The organism is Leptospira meyeri (assembly GCF_004368965.1).
GTDB lineage: Bacteria > Spirochaetota > Leptospiria > Leptospirales > Leptospiraceae > Leptospira_A > Leptospira_A meyeri.
Genome location: NZ_SORO01000001.1, coordinates 2,053,504 through 2,077,699 on the forward strand (window position 1 = coordinate 2,053,504; position 24,196 = coordinate 2,077,699).

Below are 24,196 nucleotides of genomic sequence, written 5' to 3' on the forward strand. Positions count from 1 at the left end.
ATTTTTTATTTTCGTTTTTTTACTTTGTAATAAGCAGAAAAACTTGCGGGGATAAAGATAAGGGACCCAAAGGTTCCAAATCCAAGTCCCCAAGCCAAAGATAAAGTCATTGGAATGAGAAGAGGATCCGATCCACCGATGGCATAAGCTGTGGGAATCATTCCAGCCATAGTGGTAAGTGTTGTCACCAAAATCGGACGGAATCTTTCAGAAGAGGCAGTGATGAGAGATTCATACAACCCCTGTCCCTTGGCTTGGAATTCTTGGATGGTATCCACAAGTACGATAGATGCGTTCACAATCACTCCCGCAAGACCAATGATACCAATCATTGCAAGAAAACTTAAAGCCTTGCCTGAAATTAAAAATCCAAACACCACCCCCACAAAACCTAATGGAATTGAGAGTAAGATGAGAATTGGTTTTTTAATGCTATTGAAAATGATCGCAAGGATAGCAAAAATTCCAAAGAATGCAAGAACACCCGCAGTGAGAAGAGAAACCATCGACTTGGCAGTTTCTTCTTGTTCTCCTCTAAATTTAATTTTATAACCAGGATATTTTTTACCAATATTCCCAAACTCATCCACGATTTTACCATTCACAATGTTTGAACTAGTTTTGGTTTCATCTACATCAGCAAGAACGGTAATAGCTTTTTCATAATCATTATGATACAAAGCTTCGATCCCTTGGACGGTAGTTTTTGTCGTTACTGCAGTAATGGGTGTTAGCAGACCAAACTTATTCGAAATTTGAATGGAATCCAAATCTTCCATTCCATCTCGAAATCTATCGTCATTTTGAATGACAATTTTTACTTCGTCTTTTCCCTTACGCAAGTTAGATGCTTCTAATCCTTCCATCGCTGTTCGAACATAATAAGCTGTAATTTCCGTATCAATCCCCGTTATGGCAGACGCTGTATCTTTCATTCGAATTTGAATTTCTTCTCTACCAGGTTTGTAATCATCATTGATATTGATCACACCTTCTTGTTTCTTTAAAAAACTTTGCATTTCATTGGAAATTTGTTTTAAAGTTTTGTAGTCGCGTCCTTCAATCGCAACCGTAACCGCAGCACCGATGGGAGGTCCATTGACTACTAAGTCCACCATTACCGAAACTGCACCTGGAAGTTTTTTTAAGTCAGGTTCTAGTTCGCCAAAGATTTCTTGTGCTGTTCGTTTTCGTTCTGTTTCTGGAACAAGAATGATTTGTGCCATTCCTAGTTGTTCACCAATCCGAGTGAGTGGATCAGTTGGATCAGTTTGTTGGATTCCAATTTTTAAAATGATACTTTGTACTTCTTCTTTTGGAATTTTATCCAAAATTGGTTGGAAGTATTGCAATTGTTTGGTGGTTTCTTGAGCAGAAAAATCAGGTGGGAATTCCGCACGAACCATCACATAATCAATCCCTTCCTTAGGAAATAAATTGAAATTCATTAGTCCGACGAGCCCGCACGAAGATAAAAAGACAATGAGAATGGATCCAAGTGCCAGGAAAGGACGATTCACTACTCTTGTGATAAAATTTGTAAATCCTGATTTTAAGGACTCAAAACCGTTTTCGAGAGCAGATCGAAATTTCTCTCTATGTTTCGAACGTTTTTTCACTTCATGAGATGTAAACTGAGCATAACGAACGGGAAGTAACAAAAAGGATTCAAACAAGGATAAAGTCAAAGCAACAATCACCATAAATGGAATCTGCCATATGAATTTACCCATAATTCCAGACATAAAGGCCATTGGTAAAAAGGCAGCAACAGTGGTAAGATAAGAACCAATGATGGGAACAAATAACTCGCTCGCACCGAGAACCGCTGCTTCTCTCGAATCAATTTTTCTAGATCTATGTTTGTAAATATTTTCAGAGATGATGATACTATTGTCTACAAGCATCCCCAAAGAAATGATAATCCCAAGCATGGATACTAAATTGAAGGACACATCAAAGATAGGAAATGCAATGGTTGTTGCAAATAAGGTTAGTGGTAACGAAAGACTTGTGAGAAGTGAATCTTTAAAACTAAAAAAGAGAATGAGGACCACCACAACTAAAAATAAACCTTGCAATGAATTGGTGATCACCACATCCAAACGTTTGATGGCACGTGCCCCTTCATTGTTTAATTCCGTAAACTTAATGTTAGCGGGAAGTTGTTTTTTTAATTCATCAATTCGTTCCTGAACAGCTTGCACAGTGCGAATGATATCCGCACTGTCTTTTTTAATGATCTGTAGAACGTAAGCTGGTTCTCCATTGACAACTGCAACGACACGTGGTCTTTCGTAAGTATCTTTTACATTCGCAACTTGTGATAAAAGAATTGTGTTTCCTGTTTCATTGGAACGAACGGGAATATTTTTTATATCGTTGATTTCGTTAATTTCACCGGTCACGCGTATGTCTTGAGTGATGGGTCGTAAGAATGAGCCAGCTGGAACACTGATATTACGTTTAGAAATCGCATTGATGATATCTGAAAAACCAAGGGTATACCTTTTCTTTAATTCGGGATCAACACGAATGCGCCACTCTTCTTTTCGTTTTCCAAATGCATCCACACGAGAAACACCAGAAACTTTGCGCATCTCGTCTTCTATGAATCGACCCATTTCCTGAAGTTCCATTTCATCCATAGCACCGTGAATGGCTAACTCTAACACAGGAAAGTTGGAACTTTTCTGTTCTGTGACGATGGGACGATCTTTGACCTGTGTTGGTAAATTGGTCACTCGATCTACTGCACGCCTGATATCATTCACAACGCCATCAGGATTCGCATGTTCTAAATCGATTTTGATGCTGATATCTGATTCGGAGTTACGAGAAATAGAACGAACAGAATCCAATCCTTCTACTTCACGTAACTTTTCTTCAATGGGAATGGTTACTTTTTTTTCCACATCAACTGGACTTGCACCAGGATACACAGTAAGAATTCGCACTTGGCGAAAGTTAACCCTAGGGAATGCTTCTCGTTTCATTGAAAGAACAGAGATCATTCCCGCAAGGAACAAGAAGATAAAAACCAAATTGGCAACTAATGGTTTATAGACGAAGAAATGAATGATTTTTTTCATAAATATAGTTCGGTTAGAATCAATCTAAAAATATTGAATGTTGGGTCAAGATGAAACGAAATTTATTGACTTTGTTTTTCTGATTCGCGTTCTTTTAAAACAGTCTCAATGACTTCCACAAATACAGCAGGGTCTTGTGCCCCACTCACAGCATACTTTCCACCAATAATAAAATAAGGGACACCACTAATTCCATTTTGGTGGTAATATAAAATTTCTTGTCGTATGTTTTCTTTGAGTTCTGGATCTGAAAAAATTTCATCAAACTTCGTGCGGTCCTTATACAAAGGTTCTGCCACTTTCCAAATGGTTTCTTTGTCAGTGAGATCTTTTCCTTCACTGAAGTTAGCAGAAAAAAATAAATCCACGAGTTTAGCTTGTTCTTCTAAAGTAGAAAGTCCAGCTACAAGAGCATGTAAAACCAATGTGTTCGTAGCTTTTGGAATGGCTTCAAATCGAAAAGGAATTCCAACTGATTTTCCGATTTCTGCCAGTCGTTGCCATGCCCCGTCCAAACGATCCAAACTACCAAATTTTTGTGTTAGGTGCTGTTTGTAATCGATTCCTTCTTCAGGAATTTCTGGAGAAAGTTGGAATGGTCTCCATCGGACTTGGGGGAGAATTTGATCACCGACAGTTTGGAGGGCCAACTCCAGTTTCTTTTTTCCTACATAACACCAGGGACAGGCTACATCGGACACGATATCAATAGAAAAAGGGTCAGAGTTGGTTGACATTTTATGTTAGACTCCTATCCAATTAAGGTCTAGAACCATAAATGGAAAAATAATGAAGCTCACAAGAAAAAGTTTTCTAATGAATAGTTTTGCCACTGGTGCCTTGGTGTCGCTCTCTACACTGCAAAAAAACTTATATGCTTACAGTGGAAACGATTCGAATTTTCATCGAAAGGATCCCTTAGGTTTTGCAGAATCTTTAGGGTTTACCAAACCTCTGGACCAAATCCTTGTGACAGCTCTCCTTGCCCCCAACTCCCATAATTCCCAACCTTGGAAAATTAGAAGGGTTTCCGATACCGAATTTTTACTTTTTGGTGACAAAGAAAAACAACTGCCAGAAATTGATCCCCTCAATCGGCAATTTTTCCATACACATGGTTGTTTTTTAGAACTTGCTCATTTAACGGCCGATAAACTAATGTTTGATACAAAAATCTCATACTTCCCCAAAGGAAAACCAGGACCAAAAACCTTATCTAGTTTGCCTGTGGCAAAATTTGAAATTTTCCCAAAAACTAAATGTGTTCATGATTTTTTATTTGCCGGTGTGCCCAATCGTAGAATGAACCGTTCTGTTTATTCCGGAGATATCATTACAAAGGAAGAGATAGATGACTTACGAATGTTAATTGGTCCAACTAAACATAAACTACTTTTTGTAAATGATCCCAAACAACTAGAATCGATTCTACCTGTTTTAGATGCCGCCTTTTCTATGGAAACCAATCGTACGGAATCTAACGAACTGAATCGGAAATGGTTTCGCATTTCGAAAGAAGATATTTATACAAAACGAGATGGACTCACATTGGAAGGGAATGGACTCTCAGGAATGAAACTCTGGTTTGCCAAAACATTCTTTGTGGATTTATCCGAAGAAACTTGGCATTCCGCATCTTCCAAAGAAGCTGGAATCCAAATGTTTCAAAGCCAAGTGTATTCCTCTAAAGCCCTTGTTTTTTTTGTCACAGAAGGTTCTGATGATGAACGAAGTTGGTTGGAAACAGGTCGGGATTTTATGCGCCTCACCTTGGCATGTGCTGTAAGAGAAATTGCCTTTCATACCATGAACCAATCTGTGGAAGATTATCCAGAGAGTCGGGAGTTCACCAAACAACTAAAAACGATCCTCGGTTTAAAGTCAAAAGAACAAATCCAACTGATTGCAAGGATGGGAAGGAGTACTTATGAATTCGATTCTCCAAGAAGAGACTTGAATAGTTTCCTGATTTAAAGAGTAGGATAAACCACTTCACCAGCAGATTCATATGCTGGTTTGGAAAACAAATACCCTTGGTAGAGATAAATTCCCATATCTACCAAAACTTTTAATTCTTCAGTTGTCTCAATACCTTCTGCAATGACGGCTATGCCAATTTCATGACAAACATTGGCAATAGCCTTTGTTAATTTTTGTGCAACCGAATTGGTATGAATATTACGGATTAGTTCCATATCTAACTTAATTAGGTCAGGTTGGAATTTTGCGAGCAAATTGAGCCCGGAATAACCAGACCCAAAATCATCAATCGCAGTCAAAAATCCATATTGTTGGTAAGTTTTAAAAATATTGATAATATGATCATGGTCTTGCACTTCTTCCCCTTCCGTTAACTCAAAAACCAGTCGATTCAATGGGAACTTGTATTCTTGACTTGCTTCTAAAGTGGTTCGAATACAAGTTTCCGGTTGGTAAACAGCATTTGGCAAAAAGTTAATATTCAAATACGATGGAATACCAATCTGACTTGCAAGTTGGATAGCTTTGATGCGGCAAGCTTGGTCAAACTGGTATCTGTTAGTGGAGTTTACCTTGGATAAAATGGAATAGGCAGACTCACCATTTATGCCACGGACAAGTGCTTCATGAGAATAAATCGTTTTTTGGTTCCAATCAATGATGGGTTGGAAAGCCATAGTAAACGAAAAGTCTAATCCGGCTCCGTTCCGGCATTCCGCACAACTATACAACTTTGGTATTTTGCCTGAGGGAGTCGTTAGTAATTGGTCTTCAGGAAATTTTGGCTTCATATTTTGCTATATGACTTAGACGAATTCTTTAATTAGAAACAAAAAATGGCATTTAGAATTTAGGAAGTTTTCCAAGCACATACCATACCACTACCAAAAATTGAAAGATAGCGGTAACCAGAAGAATGCTATATGGCTTTGCATTCACAGCTTTTAAAGAACCAATCCTTGCACCAAAAATCCCACCGAAACTTCCAATCAGAGCAAGTTCCAAATGCAATTTTCCTTGAAAAAAGAACATAACACTCGTACCAAAGGATGTAAGAAAAATTCCTAAAAAAGAAGTGGCTACGGCTTCCACAGGACTCATACGAAAGTAATACACAAACAAAGGAACGGCGAGAAATCCACCTCCAATCCCAAATAAAGAAGAAAACAAACCAAAAAAAATTCCGGTAAGCAGAACGATCAAAACTGATTTTGGCGAATAGAGAAAGAAATCCTCATTACTTTTGTTAGCTAAAGTATCTTTACTAACATCTATATCTACATTTGATTTTATACCAGAGGAGAAAGGACTAGAAGATGGTGTTGGATTAAAAGTTTGTGACTGGACCTCTAAAGACTGATAATATTTTTTTCTCCTCTTAAGAGCAGTAATCAAATTATAAACAGCTAAAATTCCTAGAAAAACAGTAAATACAATTAGATAAATAAACTCCGATAATGGAATTCCATAATACAACTGTTTACCGATTTCCGTATCTTCAAACCTTCCAAATTTATAAGCAGTGTACTGCGCAGAAGGAATTGAAGTACAAAGCAAAAGAAAACCTTGTTTCCAACGAATTTTATTATTTTTATAATATACAAATAGTCCAGACAGAGATGATACCGGCATCTGTGCCAGAGAAACGGCAACGGCTTGGACAGCAGTTAGGTGGAAAAAACTATGAAAGAAGGGAGTGTAAATAAATCCACCGCCAAGTCCCAAAAAGGAAGCTAAGTATCCAACAAAGAACCCAACCCCAAAAACGACAATGATTCCGGGCCAAAAACCCCAAACAAAATCATTATAAATTTGAAAGTTGAAGTCCAATGATATTAAAAATGTTCCTTGGCATCCTCAAAAAATCTGAGGGTCATTCTTTCAAACACTTCTCTTTCTGTCGCCGTTTCAAAATTATACCATGAAATCGGGATGAAGAGAAGCCACTGCGCATAATTTCTAAAGATATGATACTCATAAGTTCCGACTTTTTTCCCATCTTTATAAAGAAGATATTGTACATCATAACCATCTTGTGTGGACCAAGCAGGAAGTAAGGTGGCAGTCAAAGTGGAAATTCCAAGAAATACAGTGGCTTCAGGAGACGGTGAACGGTAGTTAACCTTTACATTCACCAAATAACCAACTTTTGGTACATCCACTCCTTCTACCGTGTTTTTAAAACGAGTTTTGTTTTGAAAATAGTTCTTTAGAGCTTCTCTTCCTCCTAAATTCATTTGAGGAAAGGTTGGCAGTGCATAAACAAAGTTTGCATCGTTTGATTTTTCTTCAGCAGGTAAAGGTAGAATCTTTGGATGATCTTTATAGCTGATCAAACAATTATTAAACATAAAAAATATTGAGATAATGAATCCAAATTTAAAAACTTTAGTTCTGGCTGTGGTCATGTAAACCTTCCTCATCGTGTCTTCTTTCTAATTCTTCGTACAATTCTTCTTGGTCTTCACTAAAAAATAATTCAAACCCAATTCGCAAACAAACAGGATCATCTTCTATTGAAACATTACTCGGTAAAATTAAATTCATTACATAAAATGTATTGGATTCTGCTTCTTCTAAAAACAATTCTGTGGCGTCCCACTCATCAAATTCTTGTACATCGGGTTTACGAAATTCTTTTAAAATTTCATCAAAAGGTTCTGTGATGTAGTTGAATTCGCCAGATTCGCTATCAATGATAAACTGAACGTGGTGGCAACCAGGCCCTTCTTCTTCTAATGGACTTAAGACCAGACTTCCGCAAGCAGGGCAGTGGATGACGGGATCGATGGCACCACTTGGCCAATTGATATTGATGGTTTCGATCATATTGCAAACCTCAGCTCCCCATCCTAATGGAACTCCTTCTTAGGGAAACCGGAATTTGATTTTCTTTGTAAAAAACATTTTAAATCTTTCTTAGAAAAAATGAGATAAAATTTGCTTTAAAACCAGGGTTCTATTTCTATCAAAAATGAAATGGGGATCACAACCGAATACCAATCTGCTTTTACATCTAGTTTTCAGGAATTTTTTGGGAATGCGAAAGATGTAGGTTGGGAACTCTACCACTTGAGTTCGGAACCAGACAATGATTTTCCCACATGGCTCACCTTTACCATTAGGAATCCGTTAGGTGGAAGAGCCTTGGTATTCCGCTACCATCTTTTAGAAAATAAATTTTATGCACATCTCAAAGTCCAAGTCATTCCTGGAGAAGAAAACTGGAGTTTAGACCAATTGTTTCATAAAAAAGGATACACCGATCTTGATGCCGATGATATCCTTTCTTCAGGTGGTGAGTGGCTCTTTTTTTCGTTAGCACGCCACTACTTTGGAATCATTATCTCGTTTTGTCCGAGGATTTTAGAACCAGATTATCTTTTGGATTGAGACTTCTTGTTGCGGTCGTCCGCCAGGACTTGGTTCCATAAAAATCCCCAAATAAAAAACGTTGAATTGATATAAGTGTACAACATCAAAACTACCATTTTAGAAATCAAATCATAAGCTAAGGAATAATTTACACCTACGTTTTTCATTTTTAAATAGAACTGAAATCCAAAACTCATTGTTAGAACGAGTAGTGATGCAAAAATGGCACCCGGTAAATTTTCTTTTAAAGTGGTTTTTGCTTTGGTAATATAAGCATAATAAAATGTAAATAACCCAATGCTATAGGGTAAAATAATCAGGGAGACAGAAAGATAAGGACTATTACGAAAAAATCCAAATCGAAACTTTTGAAACAAATATCGTTCAGCGTGAACCATTCCATAGGTTAAATAAAAATACAAAACGAGCAAAATAAGAGAGATTACAAGCAGTCGAAAGTTAATCCACTGAGAAGCAATAAAACCAACCTTTGTTTCATCTCTCGAGATAAAACGAAGGGCTTTGGATATAGTTCCAAAAATGGTTAAACTCGAAAAAAAAGAAATCGCAATGCTTAGTGCGATTACATTATAACTTTTAACCCTCGTTAAGTTTTCGACACTTTTGTCAATTGGTTGGAAGATAGGAGCTGGTAAAAATTTCCCCATTTGGTCTGTCATCAAATTGATAGTTCTTGGATCTTGCAAAAGTCCTAGGAGAGTCACAAAAACAACCAGAAGGGGAAAAAGAGTCAGAAGAAAAGTAAACGAAAGTTCCGAAGCAAGGCCATGGACATCGTACAAGTACACTTCACTGAAAAATCGTCGGAGTCGTTTCATCCGGTCAGTTTGCAACTTGTCTATATTTTTGTCTTATTTTTCTTGCAGTCTCCTTTCGTGCGGAAACCCTGGAAGAATCTCAGTGACGTACCTAAAAGGGGAAAACTTCCATGTCAGAAGAAAAAGAAAAGAAGAACAAAAAAATCGCGAAAATGACTGTAGCCGAAATTGATGCGGCCATCAAAAAGTCTGTCGAAACCATGAACGGCGAATCCAGCCTTTATGTGAAACACCTTCGCGAAAGAAAAGAGGAACTTCTAGCCAAGAAATAAGGTTAGTCCCTCCTAAATCCCCCGCCTATCGGCGGGTTTTCACATGCCTTGATCCAATTCATCCAAATCCACCAACACTTCGGCCCCAAAGTCCTTTTTGAGGGTTTTAGCTGGCATATCAAACCCGGTTGTCGCGTAGCGATTGTCGGACCCAATGGCTCCGGAAAAACCACCCTTTTCCAAATGGCAGCAGGAAAGATGAAACCCGAATCCGGGGAAGTCATTCGCTCCAAAAATACGGTCCTTTCTCTTTTCCAACAGATCCCAGAATTCAGTCCCGAAACTTCGGTGATTGATACGGTCCTCGATGAAAACAATCTCTATGCCGAATATGATGGAAAACGAAAACTAATCGAATCCAAATTTGAAACGATCGATCACGAAGATCCTGCTTTTGAAGATTTACTCCACGAACAAAGTGATTTAGAAGAATTTGCCCACTTACACGACTTACACGGTCTAGAAGCCCGTGCAAAAAAAATTCTTTCTGGACTTGGATTTTCTACGGCTGACTTCATTCGGAAAACCAAAGAATTTTCTCCCGGTTACCACCACCGCATTGGTCTAGCCATTGCCCTCCTCAATCCACATAATTTATTACTTCTAGATGAACCCACAAACCATTTGGATGATAAAACCAAATCTTGGTTAGCTGACTTTTTAGTATCCCAAAACCAAGCCTTTGTTCTTGTGACTCACGATCCAGAATTTTTAAACCAAACGGTTGATACCATCATTGAAATCAATCCTCATGGTACTTTTGAATTCCAAGGAAGTTTGGAAGAATTTTTTGAAGCTAAAAATGAAATCCAAGAACAACTAAAAGCCCAATTTCAAAAAGAAGAAACCTATCTAAAAAGCAGAATGGAATGGGTGGAACGATTTCGTGCCCAAGCGACAAAAGCAAGACAAGTCCAATCGGTCATCAAACGGTTGGAAAAAAGAGACAAGTTAGAAAATCCAGAAGAATCGTTCTGGAACCAAAAACCTGATTACCAATTCCAATTTGTTCCTTCTAGTAATATCATCCTCCGTTTAGAAAATGCTTCTTTTTCTTATCCTGATAAAAATACAGGTGAGAAAAAAACCATCTTTGAAAATGCAGAAATCGAAATTTCTGCAGGCGACAAAGTGGCGTTAGTTGGCCCGAATGGAGCCGGAAAATCTACACTTATGCGTTGTCTTTTGGAGAGGCACAAGTTGGATTCTGGTTCTCTCTATTATGGACCGAAAACCAAATTAGGTTACTTTTCCCAAACACATGGGGAAGACCTGGACGAAACTCTGAACCTAGTCGAAACCGTAATCAAAAAATACCCGGAACTAAGTGAAGAAAGGGCAAGAACTCTCCTCGGACATTTTGCTTTTCCTGGAGATGGAGTTTTTAAATCCGTAAAACATCTATCAGGTGGAGAGCAGAGTCGTCTTCGTTTGGCTCTTCTTGTGAACCATCCGACTAATTGCCTATTTTTAGATGAGCCCACAAACCATTTGGACATTGTGATTCGGGAAGCGGTCAAACGGGCCCTGATTGATTTTCCAGGGAGCCTCCTCATCATCAGTCACGATCCCGATTTTATGAAGGGACTTTGCAATCGCACCTTCCAACTCTCTGGTGGAGTGTTACAAAACCTAAATTGTAGTTTTGACGACTACCTCAAGTTCCACAAAGAAGACGCAATAGAATCTCCTATTCAGAATACCGCCGGCAAATCTAAAATTGAAGAAAAAAAAGCCAATCCGCAAGCCAGCAAAAACAAACGAAAAAAATTAGAGAAAGAAATTTCAGATTTGGAAGTCCAAATAGAGAGACTGGAAAAAAATAAAAAGGACAAAGAGGAACTTTTACAAGATCCAGAGTTCTTTAAAAACAGAAGTTTTCAGTTGGAAATGGACACTTATAACGATATTAAAAGAGAGATTGCCCTCCTCACGAAACGTTGGGAGGATGTAACGATAGAACTAGAGGAAATGGGCGGAGTCACATAATGGTACCGGAAATCGATGTAGTCAGTTTTAAAAAACGTCTAGATGCACGTGCAGAAGGAAAGGATGATTTTTTTGTATTGGATGTAAGAAATCCCAATGAACAACAAATTGCCCTTGTTCCTGGTACAGACAAACTCATTCCCGTGAGCGAACTTGCGGCACGGATCGAGGAAATCAAAAACCAAATCGATAAAGAAATTTTAGTGTATTGCCGTTCGGGCGGAAGGTCAGGAATGGCCTGTGGAATTTTGGCCCAAGCAGGATTTAAATCCTACAAAAACGTGGCCGGAGGGACCCTAGCCTATTCTGATTTAGTCGATCCAACCATGCAAAAGTATTAATTATGAAACCAACAGCCAATTTAAGAATTTTAGAACAACATAGTCTCATCCCACCTTCGGTCATCATGGAAGAACTTCCATTAACCGATGCAGCATCAGATGTCGTTGTCCGCACCAGAAGTGAAATTTCCGATATCATTCACGGGAAAGACAACAAACGTATGTTAGTTGTCGTTGGTCCATGTTCTGTCCATGACATTGGTGCTGTGATGGAATATGCATCGAAACTCAAACCAAAAATTGAAGAGTTCAAAAACGAACTTCTCATCGTGATGCGAGTTTATTTTGAAAAACCAAGAACCACAGTGGGTTGGAAAGGCCTTATCAATGATCCCGATTTAGACGGATCTTTTCATATCAACAAAGGTCTCCAACTTGCCCGCAAACTATTGTTAGATTTAAACAACATGGGAATCCCTTGCGGAACGGAATTTTTAGATGTGATTTCTCCCCAATACATTGCTGATTTAGTGGCTTGGGGTGCCATTGGGGCAAGAACCACAGAAAGCCAAGTTCACCGTGAATTGGCATCGGGACTTTCTGCACCCATTGGATTTAAAAATGGAACTGATGGCAATGTTCAAATTGCAGTGGATGCCATTCGTTCGGCAAGTTCTAGCCATCATTTTCTGTCAGTTACCAACCAAGGTAGTAGTGCCATCTTTCGCACAGCAGGGAATAATGACACTCATGTCATCCTCCGTGGGGGGAACAAAGGACCTAACTTTGATGAGGCGTCAGTCAATGAAGTTGGTGCTCAAATCGAAAAAGCAGGCCTTCCTCCTAAAGTCATGATCGATTGTTCCCATGGCAATAGCCAAAAGGACTTTCGTAAACAGCCTGCTGTGATTGATGCAGTGGCTGAACAATTTGCGAAAGGCAGTAAACATATCTTAGGTGTGATGATAGAAAGTCATCTCAAAGAAGGGAATCAGTCCATCGATGCCAAACCTCTGACTTATGGCCAGTCCATCACAGATGCTTGTGTTTCTTGGGAAACTACGGTTCCTATGCTCGAAAGATTGGCAGAAGCGGCTAAGAAACGAAAATAAAACTTTTGTTATTCGTTTGAGAGAAAGGGATCATTCAATTTCTTTTCAAACGAATTTAACTTCAGAATTCTAAGTATCAGAAAAGGCGTGGGCTTCCGATGGATACTCGCGTTTCGTAACTTCGCGGTGGTAAACATTCACCGCATCCTTCACTGGCCCACTCAAATTCCCAAACTTCTTTAAAAACTTAGGATGAAAGTCTTCATTCAGGCCCAGTAGGTCTTGCATCACAAGAACCTGGCCCGAAGTATACTTTCCGGCACCAATGCCAATCGTTGGAATCCGAATGGATTCGGTGATTTCTTTTCCTAAAGATTCAGGAACCATTTCGAGTAACAAAGCAAAGGCGCCTGCTTCCGCAAGTTCCCTGGCTTTGCGAACCATTTTGGAACGAGCCGCTTCCGTTTTTCCTTGGACACGATGTCCGCCGAGAGTGTGGACTGACTGCGGAGTGAGGCCCAAATGAGCAAAAACCGGAATCCCCGATTCTGTCATTCGGCGGGTGAGTTCGATGATAAATTCAGAATCACCTTCTAGTTTCACACAAGAAGCATTGGTTTCTTTTAAAACACGGCCAGCAGAACGAATCCCTTCTTCAATCGATGTTTGGTAAGATAAAAATGGTAAATCGGCAACGATGGTTTTGTCAGGAGCCCCTTTACAAACTGCTTTTGTATGGTAGATGATTTCATCCAGAGTTACGGGAAGTGTCGAATGATTTCCTTGGATCACCATTCCAAGCGAATCACCTACAAGGATACAATCGATTTCTGTTCGGTTAAAAAGAGTCGCAAAGGTATAATCGTAACAGGTGATGACAGAGATGGGTTCTCCGGCATCGTACTTTTTTTTATACTGCAGAATAATGTTTTTCATGGTTTAGTTCCAAAAAGAGTGCATACACTCCAATTTCTCCCATATCAGTTAATAGTTGTTTAATGAATGGTCTTGAATAAAGCGAATGGTGAGGTAGGTGTAAAAAATCTGTTTTCATCACAACCGCTTCGTAGGTAAGAATATCGATGTCGATTTCTCTTGGGCCTTTCCAAGACCTACGTTTACGACCCAATTTGTCTTCGATTGCTTGGAGAGAATCCAATAAACAAGGAAGTGTAAAGGCAGAAGAAACCATCACCTTTAAAATTTGATTTAGAAAATACGGTTGGTTGGTATTCTCGAGTGGGGCAGTTTCCAATCTTTCCGATTGTTTCAAAATTTGCACTTCTGGTAAGGTAGAAATTTCCCAAATTGCCTGGTCCATAAAATGGTGCCTGTCACCGATGTTCGAACCCAGAGACAAAAAGGCAATATTGGAATACTTCATGGCCTTACCTCTTAACAAACTTAGTGCGGTAATCCGGACACTTAAGTTCAATTTCCTTTGTCATTTCCATCAGACGGGAATAAATGCGACCTTGGCCTCGGTCTCTCCATTCAATGAGAGAGTGGTTCGAAGTAAGAAGGGTTAGTTTTTCTTGTTCATAACGACTATCGATGAGATCATATAACTTTCGATTGTTGAATTCGGATTCTTTTTGGACCCCAAAGTCATCAATCACGAGTACATCAACGTTTGCAAATTCTCTTTCAATGGATCGTTCTTGTCCATGGGTTTCACTATCTGACTGGTACGTATCGCGAATGGCAGACAAAAAGTCTTTGTTCACTTTTGCATACTTACAAGTAATTCCATAACGAAAGATGAGTTCATTTAATATGACGCAAGCAAGTAAGGTTTTTCCAGATCCGGTCCCACCCCAAAGGTAAAATCCTTGTGGGGAAAAATCTGCATTTTTAAATTTATGAACCAGTTCGTTTGCCCAGTCGTGAGCAATGATAAAGGACATATCGGGATCGTTGGCTGTGTCTCCAATGTCGATATTGGACAAAAATTGGAAACGATACCTCGCAGGAATGTTAGCTTTTTCGACCAAATTCTCCCAATTGCGAAGGGAAAACCGGGCATTATGACAAACACAAGGAAGCATTTTGTCCAACTTCCTATCAAAAGTCATAAAAGGGGCCTGCCCCTTCGACTCACAAGTGTTACAGTCGCTCCCAATACAATGGCAAAGGACAAGGGCCCCCGAACGAGAGCCACGAACATGTTCGGCTAAGGTAATTCCGACCCCACCACAGGTTTTGCACTGTGGATTTCCGTCCCGGATGGCAGTAATTTCGGATAAATTCATCTCCAAGGAGCAATCTTCTCGAATTCTCTAAGCTGTCAAGGAATGAGATTTTTTAGGCGATTCAAGACTTATGTCCCTTTAATGGGAAAAGAATCAGAAGAAAAAGTTCAAGATTAGGTTTTTTTCCTCATTAATTCGTTATTATTGACTCTTGCCATTCCGATACTTTCATTGAAGAAATAGATAAACCTATTTGTTCAAAATATTGAAAGAGACAAAAGGGTCACACGACTATGAAGATTATTAAGTATCTCCTTATTCTCCAACTGGTGTCCGGCTTCAGCGTGCTTTTTGCACAAACTCAGCCTGCGAACGCTCAAGATAGCCAAGCGGCTAAAGACCAAGTCGACGAACTTCTCAAAGGCGAACTCGTTCCTGAGAATGACGATGCGGAACTTACCGAAGACCAAAAAAAGAGAAAGAAAGAAATTATGGAACAGGAATCTCTTTGGAAGAATCCTGATTTTAAAGGGTATAACAAAACTTTCCAAGAGTTACACCAACTTTCTAAAACTTTCGCAAACAACCAATTTCGATTGGCTCTTTCCAATTACCAATCCGGTGTAAACACCATTATGAAAAATAGAGATTGGGTGGAACAGTACCGCAAAGAAGAAGCTGAGAAAAAACGCTTAGATGAAAAATGGTACTGGCAAAAAGTAGATCGTAAAGCAAGAGAAGAACGCGTTGTTTACCGTGAAAAAATGAAAGCGAAACAAGACGCTCTCAATTACTTCTCTAAAGCGATCAATCACCTTGATGAAATTAAAAACCCTGACTTAAGAGAAAGACCTGAGTTCAAAAGACTTCTTTCTGATGTTTATCGTTCTTGGATTATGGCTGAGTATGACTTACAAAATCTTCCTCAAACCATCCCAATTCTTGAACTTTACATCGAAATCGATGATAACGAGAAAGAATACCCTGCTCACAAGTATCTTGCAAGTGCCTATAGCTTCGAAGAAAACATGATCAAAAAGACAAAAGGTCCAGATGATATGCTCTTCAAGTATCGTTACAAAAAGAACGTTCACTTATTACGTGCCACTGAGTTAAAATATGGAAAGGATTCTCCTGAATACAAACATATCGTTAACGTAATCAACCGAGATGAGGTTATTTCGGTAGCACAATAATCCCGAAAACATCTCTTTCAATGAGAAAGCCCGGCTTTAACCCCGGGCTTTTTTGTCTCTACTTCAAAAGAAATGAAACCCCTTAACTTTTAAGTTCTCATGAATCCATTTCAATCGAACTAAAAAAGTATGGAACTATACTAACTCAACGAAACTAATTCTTCGAATCATTTGATTTCTTTTAACACTGTCTTTGTTGGCATTCGAAAGAAACTAAATAGTCCGAGTGCGTATAAACTCACTGTTACCAAACAAATTCCTAAGAATACTAAACAAAGTTGTCCGTAAGGATACACACTTCTTAGTTCTAAAACCGACCGGTTGAGAACCTCGTTGGATACAACAGCATAAACAAGTCCGAGTAAAAATGAAATCACTGAAACAAGTAAGGCTTCACGAAGGAAATGTTTTACCATAAAACGACTGTTTGCTCCAATCACTCGTAACAAAGCAAATTCTCGTTTCCGTTCCGATTGGCTGGCATATAAGGTTGTAAATACGAGAACAAAGGAAGCGGCCAAAATAAAAGCAGTCATAAGCGCCATCATCTGCGTGACCTTTTCCAAAATTCCCATAAAGGCTTGGATGGTTTTTTCAGTATCAATTACTGTGATATTGGGAAAACGGTTCACGATGGCCTTTTGTAATTGGTATCTGTTCTCACTAGAATCAATGAGTAAAGAAACAATATAAAACCTAGGAGCTTTCTCCAAAATTCCCTTAGAAAAGAGGACCACAAAGTTTGGTTTCATATCCGCCCAGTTCACCGAACGTAAGTTTGATATTTTTCCAGAAACTTCACGGCCCTGGACATTAAAAGTCAACTCGTCACCCACGCCCGCTTGTAAATAACCCGCAAAATCCCGTTCGACAGAGATTTCATTTCGCCCTGATTCACCCCACCAAGACCCTTTGGTTACCTCTTCTGTATCATACAAATCATCTCGGTAGGATAAAAAGTATTCCCGGGTTCTTGCGGTGGCTCGCCAATTGCGGTCCATTGCATTTTTGATGGTATCTTCTTTTTTGATGGGTTCTCCATTGACTTTGGAAAGACGAGCCCCAATCACAGGAGCTAAATATTGTTTTTCCACAGGAAAGGACTTAATGGTCGTTAGCAGGTCATTTTTTTGATTCTCTCGAATGTCCAAAAGAAATAGATTGGGTCTACGTTCAATCTCACGAGCACCACTCAATTCAAGTAAACTCTCTTGTAAGATGAGCGATAAGGTGAGGATAAAGAGAGCCGATCCAAGTCCGATAATAGAAAGCCTGAGGGCTCCTGATTTACGGGTTACTTTTTTAGTTACGAGACTCCATTCTTTCGATAACCATCCCAGTTTGGATATTTTTGTGATAATGACTCCAAACAATATGTACAATCCGTATACAAGCACTGGCAAAGTTAACAAAACGAATGTAAAGAGAATTCCTTTAAAAAAACTTTCTGTTTCGAGAACTGCAAGACTTGTAAACAAAAGATAAATCAAAAGAAAGGATCCAAATTGCCATTTGGATGTGGATAATTTGCCACTGGTTTGTGATTCCACTTCTTTTAAAGCAGCTAAAGGTTTTACCGATCTTGTTTCTAAAACAAGAGGAATGGAGATGAGCAAAGGAAGCACCACTCCCAGCACAACACTCCATAACAAAGATGAAAAAGAAAGTCCAAAGACAAGACCAGTATCCACTGAAATAAGTCCACTGATATCAGGTAAAACAGATTGGATTCCGTATCCAAGAGTTAGTCCAAGAGTGGTACCAAAGATGGATAAAATTAAAATTTCAGCAAAAACCAAAAGTAAAATCACATTGGGTTTGGCACCAAGACACATAAGGATCGCAATTTCATTTCGTTTTTCGAGTAACCGAGTCCTGACTGCTGTATAAACAGAAATGGCTCCTAAAAAAAATCCAGCGAGGGCAAGGAGGGCCATATAATCAAAAGTGTTTTTGATAAACTGTTGGGAGCCGGAATTGACTTCTGTATTGTGATAGATGGTTAAATCTTCTTTGATGAGTGCTTCAAACTCTTTGTCCTTCCAATCCAAACTGTCTACCGTTTCTGGAAACTTCGCATAAATGGTATAACGAATCCGACTTCCTCTTTGCACAAGTCCCGTTTGGTTGGCGGTATCTCTCCGAATGATGGAACCTGGAGCAGAACCAACAAAAGACCCCACAGCGCCTGGTTCTTTTACCACAACACCAGCTAACACTAGCAAACTATCACCCAACCGTACTCGATCGCCAATTTTTAGTTTGAGATTTTCCACAAGAGTCTTATCGAGTAAAACTTGGTTTGGTTTTAAATTGCGATAAGCAGCTTCCGGTTCGGTTTTCATTTCCCCGTAAAAAGGATAATTGGTCTCCACCGCTTTGATAAAACTTAAGGAATTCTCTTCACCCGATTCATTCGAAATCATCGATAAAAATTGGATAGAGGCACTGGTTTCCGAGCCCTTTGGGAGGCTAGTTTCGACCAATTTTTCGGCTGTTTTGGTAATTTCTTGGGGGGATTGGAGGGCAATATCGGCCCCCATAATCGATTTTGCCTCTCTTTTGATGGCATTTGCCGTATTGTCTTTGTAAGAATGGATTCCAATCACGGAACCCACGCCAAGAGTAATGGAAACTACAATGAGTAAAGAATACCGAAACCTTGAAAAGAGCTCACGTTTCAGGTAAAATCGAAACAAAGAAACTTTCATCGACGCACCTGCTTAGAAGTAACGTTCGTTTTTTTTTGTTTGGTGGTATTTTTTGTAACCGATTTTTTAGAAGAACTTTTGTTTGTGTTGTTTTTTTTGCGAGAATCCGAAATAATTTCCCCATCTTTCATTTCTAAAACACGATCTGCCAATTTTGCCACATCGGGATCATGAGTTACGACCACTAAAGTGGTACCTTGTTCTTTGTTTCTATATAACAAAAGATCTAAAACAGTTTTACTATTTTTAAAATCCAAATTGGCAGTCGGTTCATCGGCAAAAATAATCTTTGGATCGTTCACAAAACTTCTTGCGATGGCAATTCTTTGTTCTTCACCACCTGACAACTGTTTTGGGAAGTGAGTTCCTCTGTGAGACATAGACACAGATTCCAATATTTTTTCTGATTTTTTTAAAATCTCCGCCTCTGTCAGTGAAGATTTTAAGTACAATGGAATCCCTACATTCTCAATGGCATTTAGACCAGGGAGTAATTGGAAGTTTTGAAAGATAAAACCAATTTTGTCTGCACGTAAATCAGCTAAATTAGATTCATTTTCCTTCGTAAGATCAATTCCATTCAGTGCCACAACCCCTGTATCTGGTTTATCTAGACCGGCTGCTACACCAAGAAGTGTTGATTTGCCAGAACCTGATGGGCCTATAATCGCTACAAATTCACCTGTTTCAATGCGAAATGAAATATTTTTCAACACATCAATCGTTTCCGATTCATTGTGAAATGATTTGAACACATTTTTAAATTCCAACACTAGGTTTTTCCCCCAAAGATTTTATCACCTAACAAAAGAGACATGACTAATAACGGGCATTTATCAGAAAAAATATCACCTAACAACGATTTTTCAATTTTTTCCGTAACAGTTATATTTTTTTTAATTTTCATTTCCGTTCCAACTATATTGCACCGATTCGAAAAAATTCTGACAAATTTTTACTTATCTTTTTGAGCGTACATCCTAATTTTTTTTGACCCCAAAGGGTGGGTTTCATATAAAGTAACTTCATCGTAGTGTTTCCCCGATCCCTATTTTTAGGAATTTTGGGAAGTTATGAACAGCACTGTCGATAAGCGGACTCATACAGGTAAATATAGAATGCTCGAATGCAATACAAAGATAAATACTGCAGACTTTATGAATGTGAAAATCAACAATCTTAAACCTTGTGCGGAATGCGGATCCGTCACGAACCTCTATCAATACAATCTCTGTAAAGTTTGTCTGTCCAAGAGTTTCAAAAAGCTTGTAAAAATCATCGACTCCGTGAGAAAGTAGAATTACTACACTTTCTCTACGTTAGTCGATGAATTATCCATTCCAAGATATTGAACAAAAATGGCAAAAACACTGGGACGACCACCAGACCTTTCGCACAAACGCACACTCAACCAAACCTAAATACTATTGTTTAGACATGTTTCCCTACCCAAGTGGCGCCGGCCTTCACGTAGGCCACCCTGAGGGATACACAGCCACCGACATCATTTCCAGACTCAAACGAATGGAAGGATTTGAAGTCCTCCATCCTATGGGTTGGGACGCCTTTGGTCTTCCGGCAGAACGATATGCAATGACCACCGGGATCCACCCTCGCACGACAACAAAGAACAATATTGATACCTTTCGCCGCCAAATCAAAAGCCTTGGGCTTTCTTATGACTGGGAAAGGGAAATTTCTACCACACATCCCGACTATTATCGTTGGACTCAGTGGATTTTCCTTCAAATTTACAATTCCTACTTTGACAGGAAGTTAAACAAAGCGATTCCTATTGCAGAGCTCATCAAAACATTGGAATCCGAAGGTTCCGTATTTTTTGAAGGAAAAGAACTTCCTAAAGGAATTCAGTTCTCTGCTGCCGATTGGAAATCCAAATCCCGCAAAGAAAAAGAAGATATTTTATCCCATTTCCGATTGGTTTATGAAGCGAATATCCCAGTCAACTGGTGTGAAGCTCTCGGCACCGTTCTTGCCAACGAAGAAGTAGAAGAATGGACCTCGAAAGGGTATTCTGTAGAGAGAAAACCGATGCGCCAATATATGATGCGCATCACGTCATACGCCGAACGTTTGCTAAACGATCTTTCTCTTTGTGAATGGCCCACTTCCACTTTAGAAATGCAAAGAAACTGGATTGGAAAATCAGAAGGATTGGAACTCAGTTTCCACGTTCCTTATTTATCAAAGGACATTACAGTTTATACAACAAGACCCGACACCATTTTTGGCGCCACTTACCTTGTCCTTGCTCCTGAACATCCACTTGTGGCAGAGCTCACCACTGTAGAACAAAAATCTGCAGTCGAAAAATACCAAAAAGATTGTTCATTAAAAAGTGATTTGGAAAGAACCGAATTAAATAAAGATAAAACCGGTGTGTTTACAGGATCGTATGCAAGTCTGCCTACAAATGCTTCCATCAAGATTCCCATTTATATATCCGATTATGTTTTAATTTCTTATGGAACCGGTGCCATTATGGCCGTTCCTGCCCATGACCAAAGAGACTATGATTTTGCTGTAAAGTTCCAACTTCCGATCAAACAAGTCATCGATGGAAAGATGGAACCAAACCTAGCTTTTGATTCGAAAGACTCTGTTTGTATCAATTCATCTTCCGCTGAAGTAAAGTTAGATGGTAAATCTTATAAAGATGCCTTCCAAACGATGTCCACTTGGGCTGAAGGGAAAGGTATCGGCCGTAAAAAAGTCCAATTTAAACTAAGAGATTGGCTTTTTGCAAGACAACGTTATTGGGGAGAACCCATCCCTCTGGTTCATTTTGCTGATGGAACACCAAAAGCACTTTCCGATGCAGAACTACCTTTAGTTTTACCAGATCTGGAAGAATTCAAACCTTCTGGAACAGGTGAATCTCCCCTTGCCCTAGCAAAAGATTGGCTTGTGTATACTGATCCTGTAACGGGTGAAGTGGGAAAAAGAGAAACCAATACCATGCCGCAGTGGGCTGGATCTTGTTATTATTACTTACGTTATATCGACCCAAGAAACAATGAAAAACTGATCGATCCAGAATTGGAAAAAGCATGGATGCCTGTGGAAGTGTATGTAGGTGGGGCGGAACATGCAGTATTACACTTGTTATACTCCAGATTTTGGCATAAAATTCTTTTTGATTTAGGCCATGTTTCTTCCCCGGAACCATTTAAAAAATTAGTCCACCAAGGTCTTATTCTCGGAGAAGATAAAGGAAAAATGTCTAAATCGAGAGGCAATGTTGTCAATCCTGATGATGTAGTTTTAGAATACGGTGCAGACACACTTCGTCTCTTTGAAATGTTTATGGGCCCGTTTGAGATGTCCAAACCTTGGAGTAAAAACGGTGTAGATGGAGTGTTTCGATTTTTAAATCGTGTTTGGAGACTTTTCCATTCTGGCGAAAACGAATCTTTCTTTGTTGAAGATATTGAACCAAACGAACAAGAACTCAAAACTCTTCACAGAACGGTTAAAAAAGTAAAAGACGATATTGATCACTTCTCATTCAATACAGCTGTTTCTCAAATGATGATTTTCATCAATGAGTTCACTAGTAATCCAAGAAAACCTAAAAAAGTTTTAGAGACATTTGTTCTGGCTCTTTCTCCCTTTGCCCCTCATTTAGCAGAAGAACTTTGGGAAAAACTTGGATATAAAGAATCTCTTGCTTACCATCCATATCCAAAATGGGATGATAAGTATTTGGTGGATGCCAATATCACAATTGTGATCCAAGTGAATGGTAAAATGCGTGGGGAATTTCTGGCTCCAAGAGACATCGAAGAAAAAGAAGTTTTGGCTCTTGCCAAGGAAGTTGAAAAAGCTAAACCATTTTGGGAAGGGAAAGAAATCAAAAAAGAAATTTATGTGAAGGGCAAACTAGTAAATATTGTTGTGGCGGGTTAAATTTTTGATTCCGTTGGATTTAAATCATTAGACCATTCCATTTTACAAATAAATTTCATTTGCCTTTAGAAATCATGTCATATGGATGCGCATTTTTGATTCGTCCTCTACTCTAACTAGATAAGTTAAACTTATGTAACACCTAACTTCTAAAAATTTTATACTTGCATTCACATAATGACCATTTATAAAAGAACACTTAATCAATTATTTATTGGGAGCCATTCATGTTTTTTCGTTTCACTTGTATCACTATCATGATCCTTTTTCAGTTTTACTCATGTAATCCTAACTCCAAAAATAATTCCAGCACCCTTTTGGGAGCCTTACTTTTATTAGACGCAGCAAAAACATGTGAAACAAACCCTGAATTATGCACCCTTAGTGATTTTACTTTGGCACAAGCAACTGAGGCAAATGCATGGGCAGGAATATTGTTTGCCTCCAATCAGTTTGTCGCAGTATCACAAGATGGCACCAATCGCGTTATGACATCTTCAGATGGACTCTCTTGGACTGGCAGATCTGCATCTGAAGCAAGCCAATGGTTAAGTGTTGCTTACGGAAACAATACATACGTTGCGGTTTCCAGTGGTGGTAGTGCAAATCGGATCATGAGTTCTTCTGATGGAATCAATTGGACTTCCCGCACTTTTCCGACGAGTTCATTTGCTAGCGTTACGTACGGCAATGGTCTCTTTGTAGCGATTGAAAACTCAGGAACAGGCGACTGGGCAACCTCACCCGATGGAATTAACTGGACTTCAAGAACACAACCTGCTCTTCGGCCATGGCGAAGCGTGACTTTTGGAAACAATCTATTTGTCGCAGTTGCATCGGGTGGAACTACTAGCGTCGCGACTTCACCTGACGGTATCAATTGGACATTACAAACTCAAGCTGAAACAAACGATTGGCGCTCTGTCACTTACGGGAAAGGAAAATTTGTTGCTGTTGCAAGGACAGGAACCAACCGTGTGATGACTTCCACAGATGGAATCAATTGGACAGCTCGTTCGGCTTCCGAACAAAACGAATGGTATAATGTTCATTATGCCAATGGTTTGTTTATGGCTGCATCGTTTTCTGGAACCAATCGTATCATGACATCCACTGATGGGATTACATGGACTGCAAAATCTACAGCAGCAGATTCCAACCAATGGTATGGAGTTTCTTTTGGAAAGGATACTTGGGTAGTCGTTTCGATTAATGGAACGGGAACAAACCGTGTACAATATGCTACCTGGAGAAAGAATTAATTTCTAAAACTATGCTAAAGGGAAA

General features: G+C 39.2%; 22 protein-coding genes. 9 read left to right on the forward strand and 13 right to left on the reverse strand.

Going from position 1 to position 24,196, the window contains the following annotated elements; all coding sequences use genetic code 11:
* Nucleotides 1–5: 5 nt before the first annotated feature.
* Nucleotides 6–3,092, reverse strand: coding sequence for an efflux RND transporter permease subunit (locus CLV96_RS09585; RefSeq protein ID WP_004785063.1), 3,087 nt, complete (start codon nucleotides 3,090–3,092; stop codon nucleotides 6–8).
* Between the two features lie 62 nt (nucleotides 3,093–3,154).
* Complete coding sequence (locus CLV96_RS09590; RefSeq protein WP_004786431.1) at nucleotides 3,155–3,829, reverse strand: DsbA family oxidoreductase; 675 nt, start codon at nucleotides 3,827–3,829, stop codon at nucleotides 3,155–3,157.
* Between the two features lie 52 nt (nucleotides 3,830–3,881).
* On the opposite strand from CLV96_RS09590, the gene CLV96_RS09595 reads away from it, so the two are divergent.
* Entirely contained in the window at nucleotides 3,882–5,066 is a 1,185-nt protein-coding gene (locus tag CLV96_RS09595; RefSeq protein ID WP_004786205.1) for an Acg family FMN-binding oxidoreductase, read from the forward strand.
* On the opposite strand, the gene CLV96_RS09600 is transcribed toward CLV96_RS09595, so the two are convergent.
* Genes CLV96_RS09600 through CLV96_RS09615 form a run of 4 tightly spaced genes read right to left on the reverse strand, consistent with a single transcriptional unit; the run spans nucleotide 5,063 to nucleotide 7,901 of the window.
* Entirely contained in the window at nucleotides 5,063–5,863 is an 801-nt protein-coding gene (locus CLV96_RS09600; RefSeq protein WP_208325388.1) for an EAL domain-containing protein, read from the reverse strand. The two genes, CLV96_RS09595 and CLV96_RS09600, sit on opposite strands and share 4 nt — an antisense overlap.
* A gap of 52 nt (nucleotides 5,864–5,915) precedes the next feature.
* Nucleotides 5,916–6,902 (reverse strand): sulfite exporter TauE/SafE family protein, encoded by a 987-nt coding sequence (locus CLV96_RS09605; protein WP_004786796.1) that lies wholly within the window; start codon nucleotides 6,900–6,902, stop codon nucleotides 5,916–5,918.
* A 5-nt stretch (nucleotides 6,903–6,907) separates the two neighbouring features.
* Nucleotides 6,908–7,480: an LIC12231 family lipoprotein gene (locus CLV96_RS09610; RefSeq protein WP_004787199.1), complete on the reverse strand. Its 573-nt coding sequence runs from the start codon at nucleotides 7,478–7,480 to the stop codon at nucleotides 6,908–6,910.
* On the reverse strand, nucleotides 7,461–7,901 hold the full coding sequence (locus tag CLV96_RS09615; RefSeq protein ID WP_004784197.1) for a hypothetical protein: 441 nt from the start codon (nucleotides 7,899–7,901) through the stop codon (nucleotides 7,461–7,463). The genes CLV96_RS09610 and CLV96_RS09615 overlap by 20 nt, the downstream gene beginning before the upstream one ends.
* A 150-nt stretch (nucleotides 7,902–8,051) precedes the next feature.
* On the opposite strand from CLV96_RS09615, the gene CLV96_RS09620 reads away from it, so the two are divergent.
* On the forward strand, nucleotides 8,052–8,465 hold the full coding sequence (locus CLV96_RS09620; RefSeq protein WP_004784965.1) for a hypothetical protein: 414 nt from the start codon (nucleotides 8,052–8,054) through the stop codon (nucleotides 8,463–8,465).
* Here the strand turns inward: CLV96_RS09620 and CLV96_RS09625 are convergent.
* The gene (locus CLV96_RS09625) at nucleotides 8,450–9,286 is read right to left on the reverse strand and encodes a YihY/virulence factor BrkB family protein (RefSeq protein WP_004784625.1); all 837 of its coding nucleotides are present in this window, start codon (nucleotides 9,284–9,286) and stop codon (nucleotides 8,450–8,452) included. The genes CLV96_RS09620 and CLV96_RS09625 overlap by 16 nt on opposite strands.
* Nucleotides 9,287–9,396: 110 nt before the next feature.
* Between CLV96_RS09625 and CLV96_RS19810 the strand changes: the two genes are divergently transcribed.
* From CLV96_RS19810 to CLV96_RS09640, 4 genes are read left to right on the forward strand one after another with little or no spacing between them, the layout of a single operon-like run.
* Nucleotides 9,397–9,558: a hypothetical protein gene (locus tag CLV96_RS19810; RefSeq protein ID WP_004786402.1), complete on the forward strand. Its 162-nt coding sequence runs from the start codon at nucleotides 9,397–9,399 to the stop codon at nucleotides 9,556–9,558.
* 48 nt (nucleotides 9,559–9,606) lie between these two features.
* Entirely contained in the window at nucleotides 9,607–11,547 is a 1,941-nt protein-coding gene (locus CLV96_RS09630) for an ABC-F family ATP-binding cassette domain-containing protein (protein WP_004786734.1), read from the forward strand.
* Nucleotides 11,547–11,888, forward strand: coding sequence for a rhodanese-like domain-containing protein (locus CLV96_RS09635; protein WP_004787544.1), 342 nt, complete (start codon nucleotides 11,547–11,549; stop codon nucleotides 11,886–11,888). Before CLV96_RS09630 ends, CLV96_RS09635 begins: the two co-directional genes overlap by 1 nt.
* A 2-nt stretch (nucleotides 11,889–11,890) precedes the next feature.
* Nucleotides 11,891–12,940 carry a 3-deoxy-7-phosphoheptulonate synthase gene (locus CLV96_RS09640; protein WP_004784581.1) on the forward strand — a complete coding sequence of 350 codons (1,050 nt, stop codon included), beginning with the start codon at nucleotides 11,891–11,893 and terminating at the stop codon, nucleotides 12,938–12,940.
* 69 nt (nucleotides 12,941–13,009) lie between these two features.
* On the opposite strand, the gene panB is transcribed toward CLV96_RS09640, so the two are convergent.
* The 3 genes from panB to CLV96_RS09655 are packed head-to-tail and all read right to left on the reverse strand — an operon-like array spanning nucleotide 13,010 to nucleotide 15,132.
* Nucleotides 13,010–13,816, reverse strand: coding sequence for a 3-methyl-2-oxobutanoate hydroxymethyltransferase (gene panB, locus CLV96_RS09645; protein WP_004785436.1), 807 nt, complete (start codon nucleotides 13,814–13,816; stop codon nucleotides 13,010–13,012).
* The gene (folK, locus tag CLV96_RS09650) at nucleotides 13,791–14,264 is read right to left on the reverse strand and encodes a 2-amino-4-hydroxy-6-hydroxymethyldihydropteridine diphosphokinase (RefSeq protein WP_004786064.1); all 474 of its coding nucleotides are present in this window, start codon (nucleotides 14,262–14,264) and stop codon (nucleotides 13,791–13,793) included. The genes panB and folK overlap by 26 nt, the downstream gene beginning before the upstream one ends.
* Before the next feature lie 4 nt (nucleotides 14,265–14,268).
* A complete protein-coding gene (locus CLV96_RS09655; RefSeq protein WP_035983009.1) occupies nucleotides 14,269–15,132 on the reverse strand; it encodes an ATP-binding protein in 864 nt (287 codons plus the stop codon).
* 233 nt (nucleotides 15,133–15,365) lie between these two features.
* Between CLV96_RS09655 and fcpA the strand changes: the two genes are divergently transcribed.
* Nucleotides 15,366–16,268: a flagellar coiling protein FcpA gene (gene fcpA / locus CLV96_RS09660; RefSeq protein ID WP_035983010.1), complete on the forward strand. Its 903-nt coding sequence runs from the start codon at nucleotides 15,366–15,368 to the stop codon at nucleotides 16,266–16,268.
* Nucleotides 16,269–16,435: 167 nt separating this feature from the next.
* Here the strand turns inward: fcpA and CLV96_RS09665 are convergent, their stop codons facing one another.
* Genes CLV96_RS09665 through CLV96_RS20095 form a run of 3 tightly spaced genes read right to left on the reverse strand, consistent with a single transcriptional unit; the run spans nucleotide 16,436 to nucleotide 19,886 of the window.
* Nucleotides 16,436–18,979, reverse strand: a complete 2,544-nt coding sequence (locus CLV96_RS09665; RefSeq protein WP_004786739.1) for an ABC transporter permease — start codon at nucleotides 18,977–18,979, stop codon at nucleotides 16,436–16,438.
* Complete coding sequence (locus tag CLV96_RS09670) at nucleotides 18,976–19,752, reverse strand: ABC transporter ATP-binding protein (protein ID WP_004786219.1); 777 nt, start codon at nucleotides 19,750–19,752, stop codon at nucleotides 18,976–18,978. Before CLV96_RS09670 ends, CLV96_RS09665 begins: the two co-directional genes overlap by 4 nt.
* A complete protein-coding gene (locus tag CLV96_RS20095; protein WP_004787687.1) occupies nucleotides 19,752–19,886 on the reverse strand; it encodes a hypothetical protein in 135 nt (44 codons plus the stop codon). The genes CLV96_RS09670 and CLV96_RS20095 overlap by 1 nt, the downstream gene beginning before the upstream one ends.
* Before the next feature lie 419 nt (nucleotides 19,887–20,305).
* On the opposite strand from CLV96_RS20095, the gene leuS reads away from it, so the two are divergent.
* Both leuS and CLV96_RS09685 read left to right on the forward strand, forming a co-directional pair.
* Nucleotides 20,306–22,909 carry a leucine--tRNA ligase gene (gene leuS, locus CLV96_RS09680; RefSeq protein WP_004784385.1) on the forward strand — a complete coding sequence of 868 codons (2,604 nt, stop codon included), beginning with the start codon at nucleotides 20,306–20,308 and terminating at the stop codon, nucleotides 22,907–22,909.
* A gap of 227 nt (nucleotides 22,910–23,136) precedes the next feature.
* Nucleotides 23,137–24,171 (forward strand): DUF6242 domain-containing protein, encoded by a 1,035-nt coding sequence (locus tag CLV96_RS09685; protein ID WP_004785325.1) that lies wholly within the window; start codon nucleotides 23,137–23,139, stop codon nucleotides 24,169–24,171.
* Nucleotides 24,172–24,196: the final 25 nt, after the last annotated feature.

Bases quoted from the DNA above. Each gene is read 5' to 3' on its own strand.
- panB (WP_004785436.1), bottom strand. From the start codon at position 13,816: ATGAAAAACATTATTCTGCAGTATAAAAAAAAGTACGATGCCGGAGAA.
- CLV96_RS09635 (WP_004787544.1), top strand. From the start codon at position 11,547: ATGGTACCGGAAATCGATGTAGTCAGTTTTAAAAAACGTCTAGATGCA.
- CLV96_RS20095 (WP_004787687.1), bottom strand. From the start codon at position 19,886: ATGAAAATTAAAAAAAATATAACTGTTACGGAAAAAATTGAAAAATCG.
- CLV96_RS09620 (WP_004784965.1), top strand. From the start codon at position 8,052: ATGGGGATCACAACCGAATACCAATCTGCTTTTACATCTAGTTTTCAG.
- CLV96_RS09590 (WP_004786431.1), bottom strand. From the start codon at position 3,829: ATGTCAACCAACTCTGACCCTTTTTCTATTGATATCGTGTCCGATGTA.
- CLV96_RS19810 (WP_004786402.1), top strand. From the start codon at position 9,397: ATGTCAGAAGAAAAAGAAAAGAAGAACAAAAAAATCGCGAAAATGACT.
- folK (WP_004786064.1), bottom strand. From the start codon at position 14,264: ATGAAGTATTCCAATATTGCCTTTTTGTCTCTGGGTTCGAACATCGGT.
- CLV96_RS09685 (WP_004785325.1), top strand. From the start codon at position 23,137: ATGTTTTTTCGTTTCACTTGTATCACTATCATGATCCTTTTTCAGTTT.
- CLV96_RS09610 (WP_004787199.1), bottom strand. From the start codon at position 7,480: ATGACCACAGCCAGAACTAAAGTTTTTAAATTTGGATTCATTATCTCA.
- CLV96_RS09615 (WP_004784197.1), bottom strand. From the start codon at position 7,901: ATGATCGAAACCATCAATATCAATTGGCCAAGTGGTGCCATCGATCCC.
- CLV96_RS09625 (WP_004784625.1), bottom strand. From the start codon at position 9,286: ATGAAACGACTCCGACGATTTTTCAGTGAAGTGTACTTGTACGATGTC.
- fcpA (WP_035983010.1), top strand. From the start codon at position 15,366: ATGAAGATTATTAAGTATCTCCTTATTCTCCAACTGGTGTCCGGCTTC.
- CLV96_RS09640 (WP_004784581.1), top strand. From the start codon at position 11,891: ATGAAACCAACAGCCAATTTAAGAATTTTAGAACAACATAGTCTCATC.
- CLV96_RS09600 (WP_208325388.1), bottom strand. From the start codon at position 5,863: ATGAAGCCAAAATTTCCTGAAGACCAATTACTAACGACTCCCTCAGGC.
- CLV96_RS09665 (WP_004786739.1), bottom strand. From the start codon at position 18,979: ATGAAAGTTTCTTTGTTTCGATTTTACCTGAAACGTGAGCTCTTTTCA.
- leuS (WP_004784385.1), top strand. From the start codon at position 20,306: ATGAATTATCCATTCCAAGATATTGAACAAAAATGGCAAAAACACTGG.
- CLV96_RS09595 (WP_004786205.1), top strand. From the start codon at position 3,882: ATGAAGCTCACAAGAAAAAGTTTTCTAATGAATAGTTTTGCCACTGGT.
- CLV96_RS09655 (WP_035983009.1), bottom strand. From the start codon at position 15,132: ATGAATTTATCCGAAATTACTGCCATCCGGGACGGAAATCCACAGTGC.
- CLV96_RS09585 (WP_004785063.1), bottom strand. From the start codon at position 3,092: ATGAAAAAAATCATTCATTTCTTCGTCTATAAACCATTAGTTGCCAAT.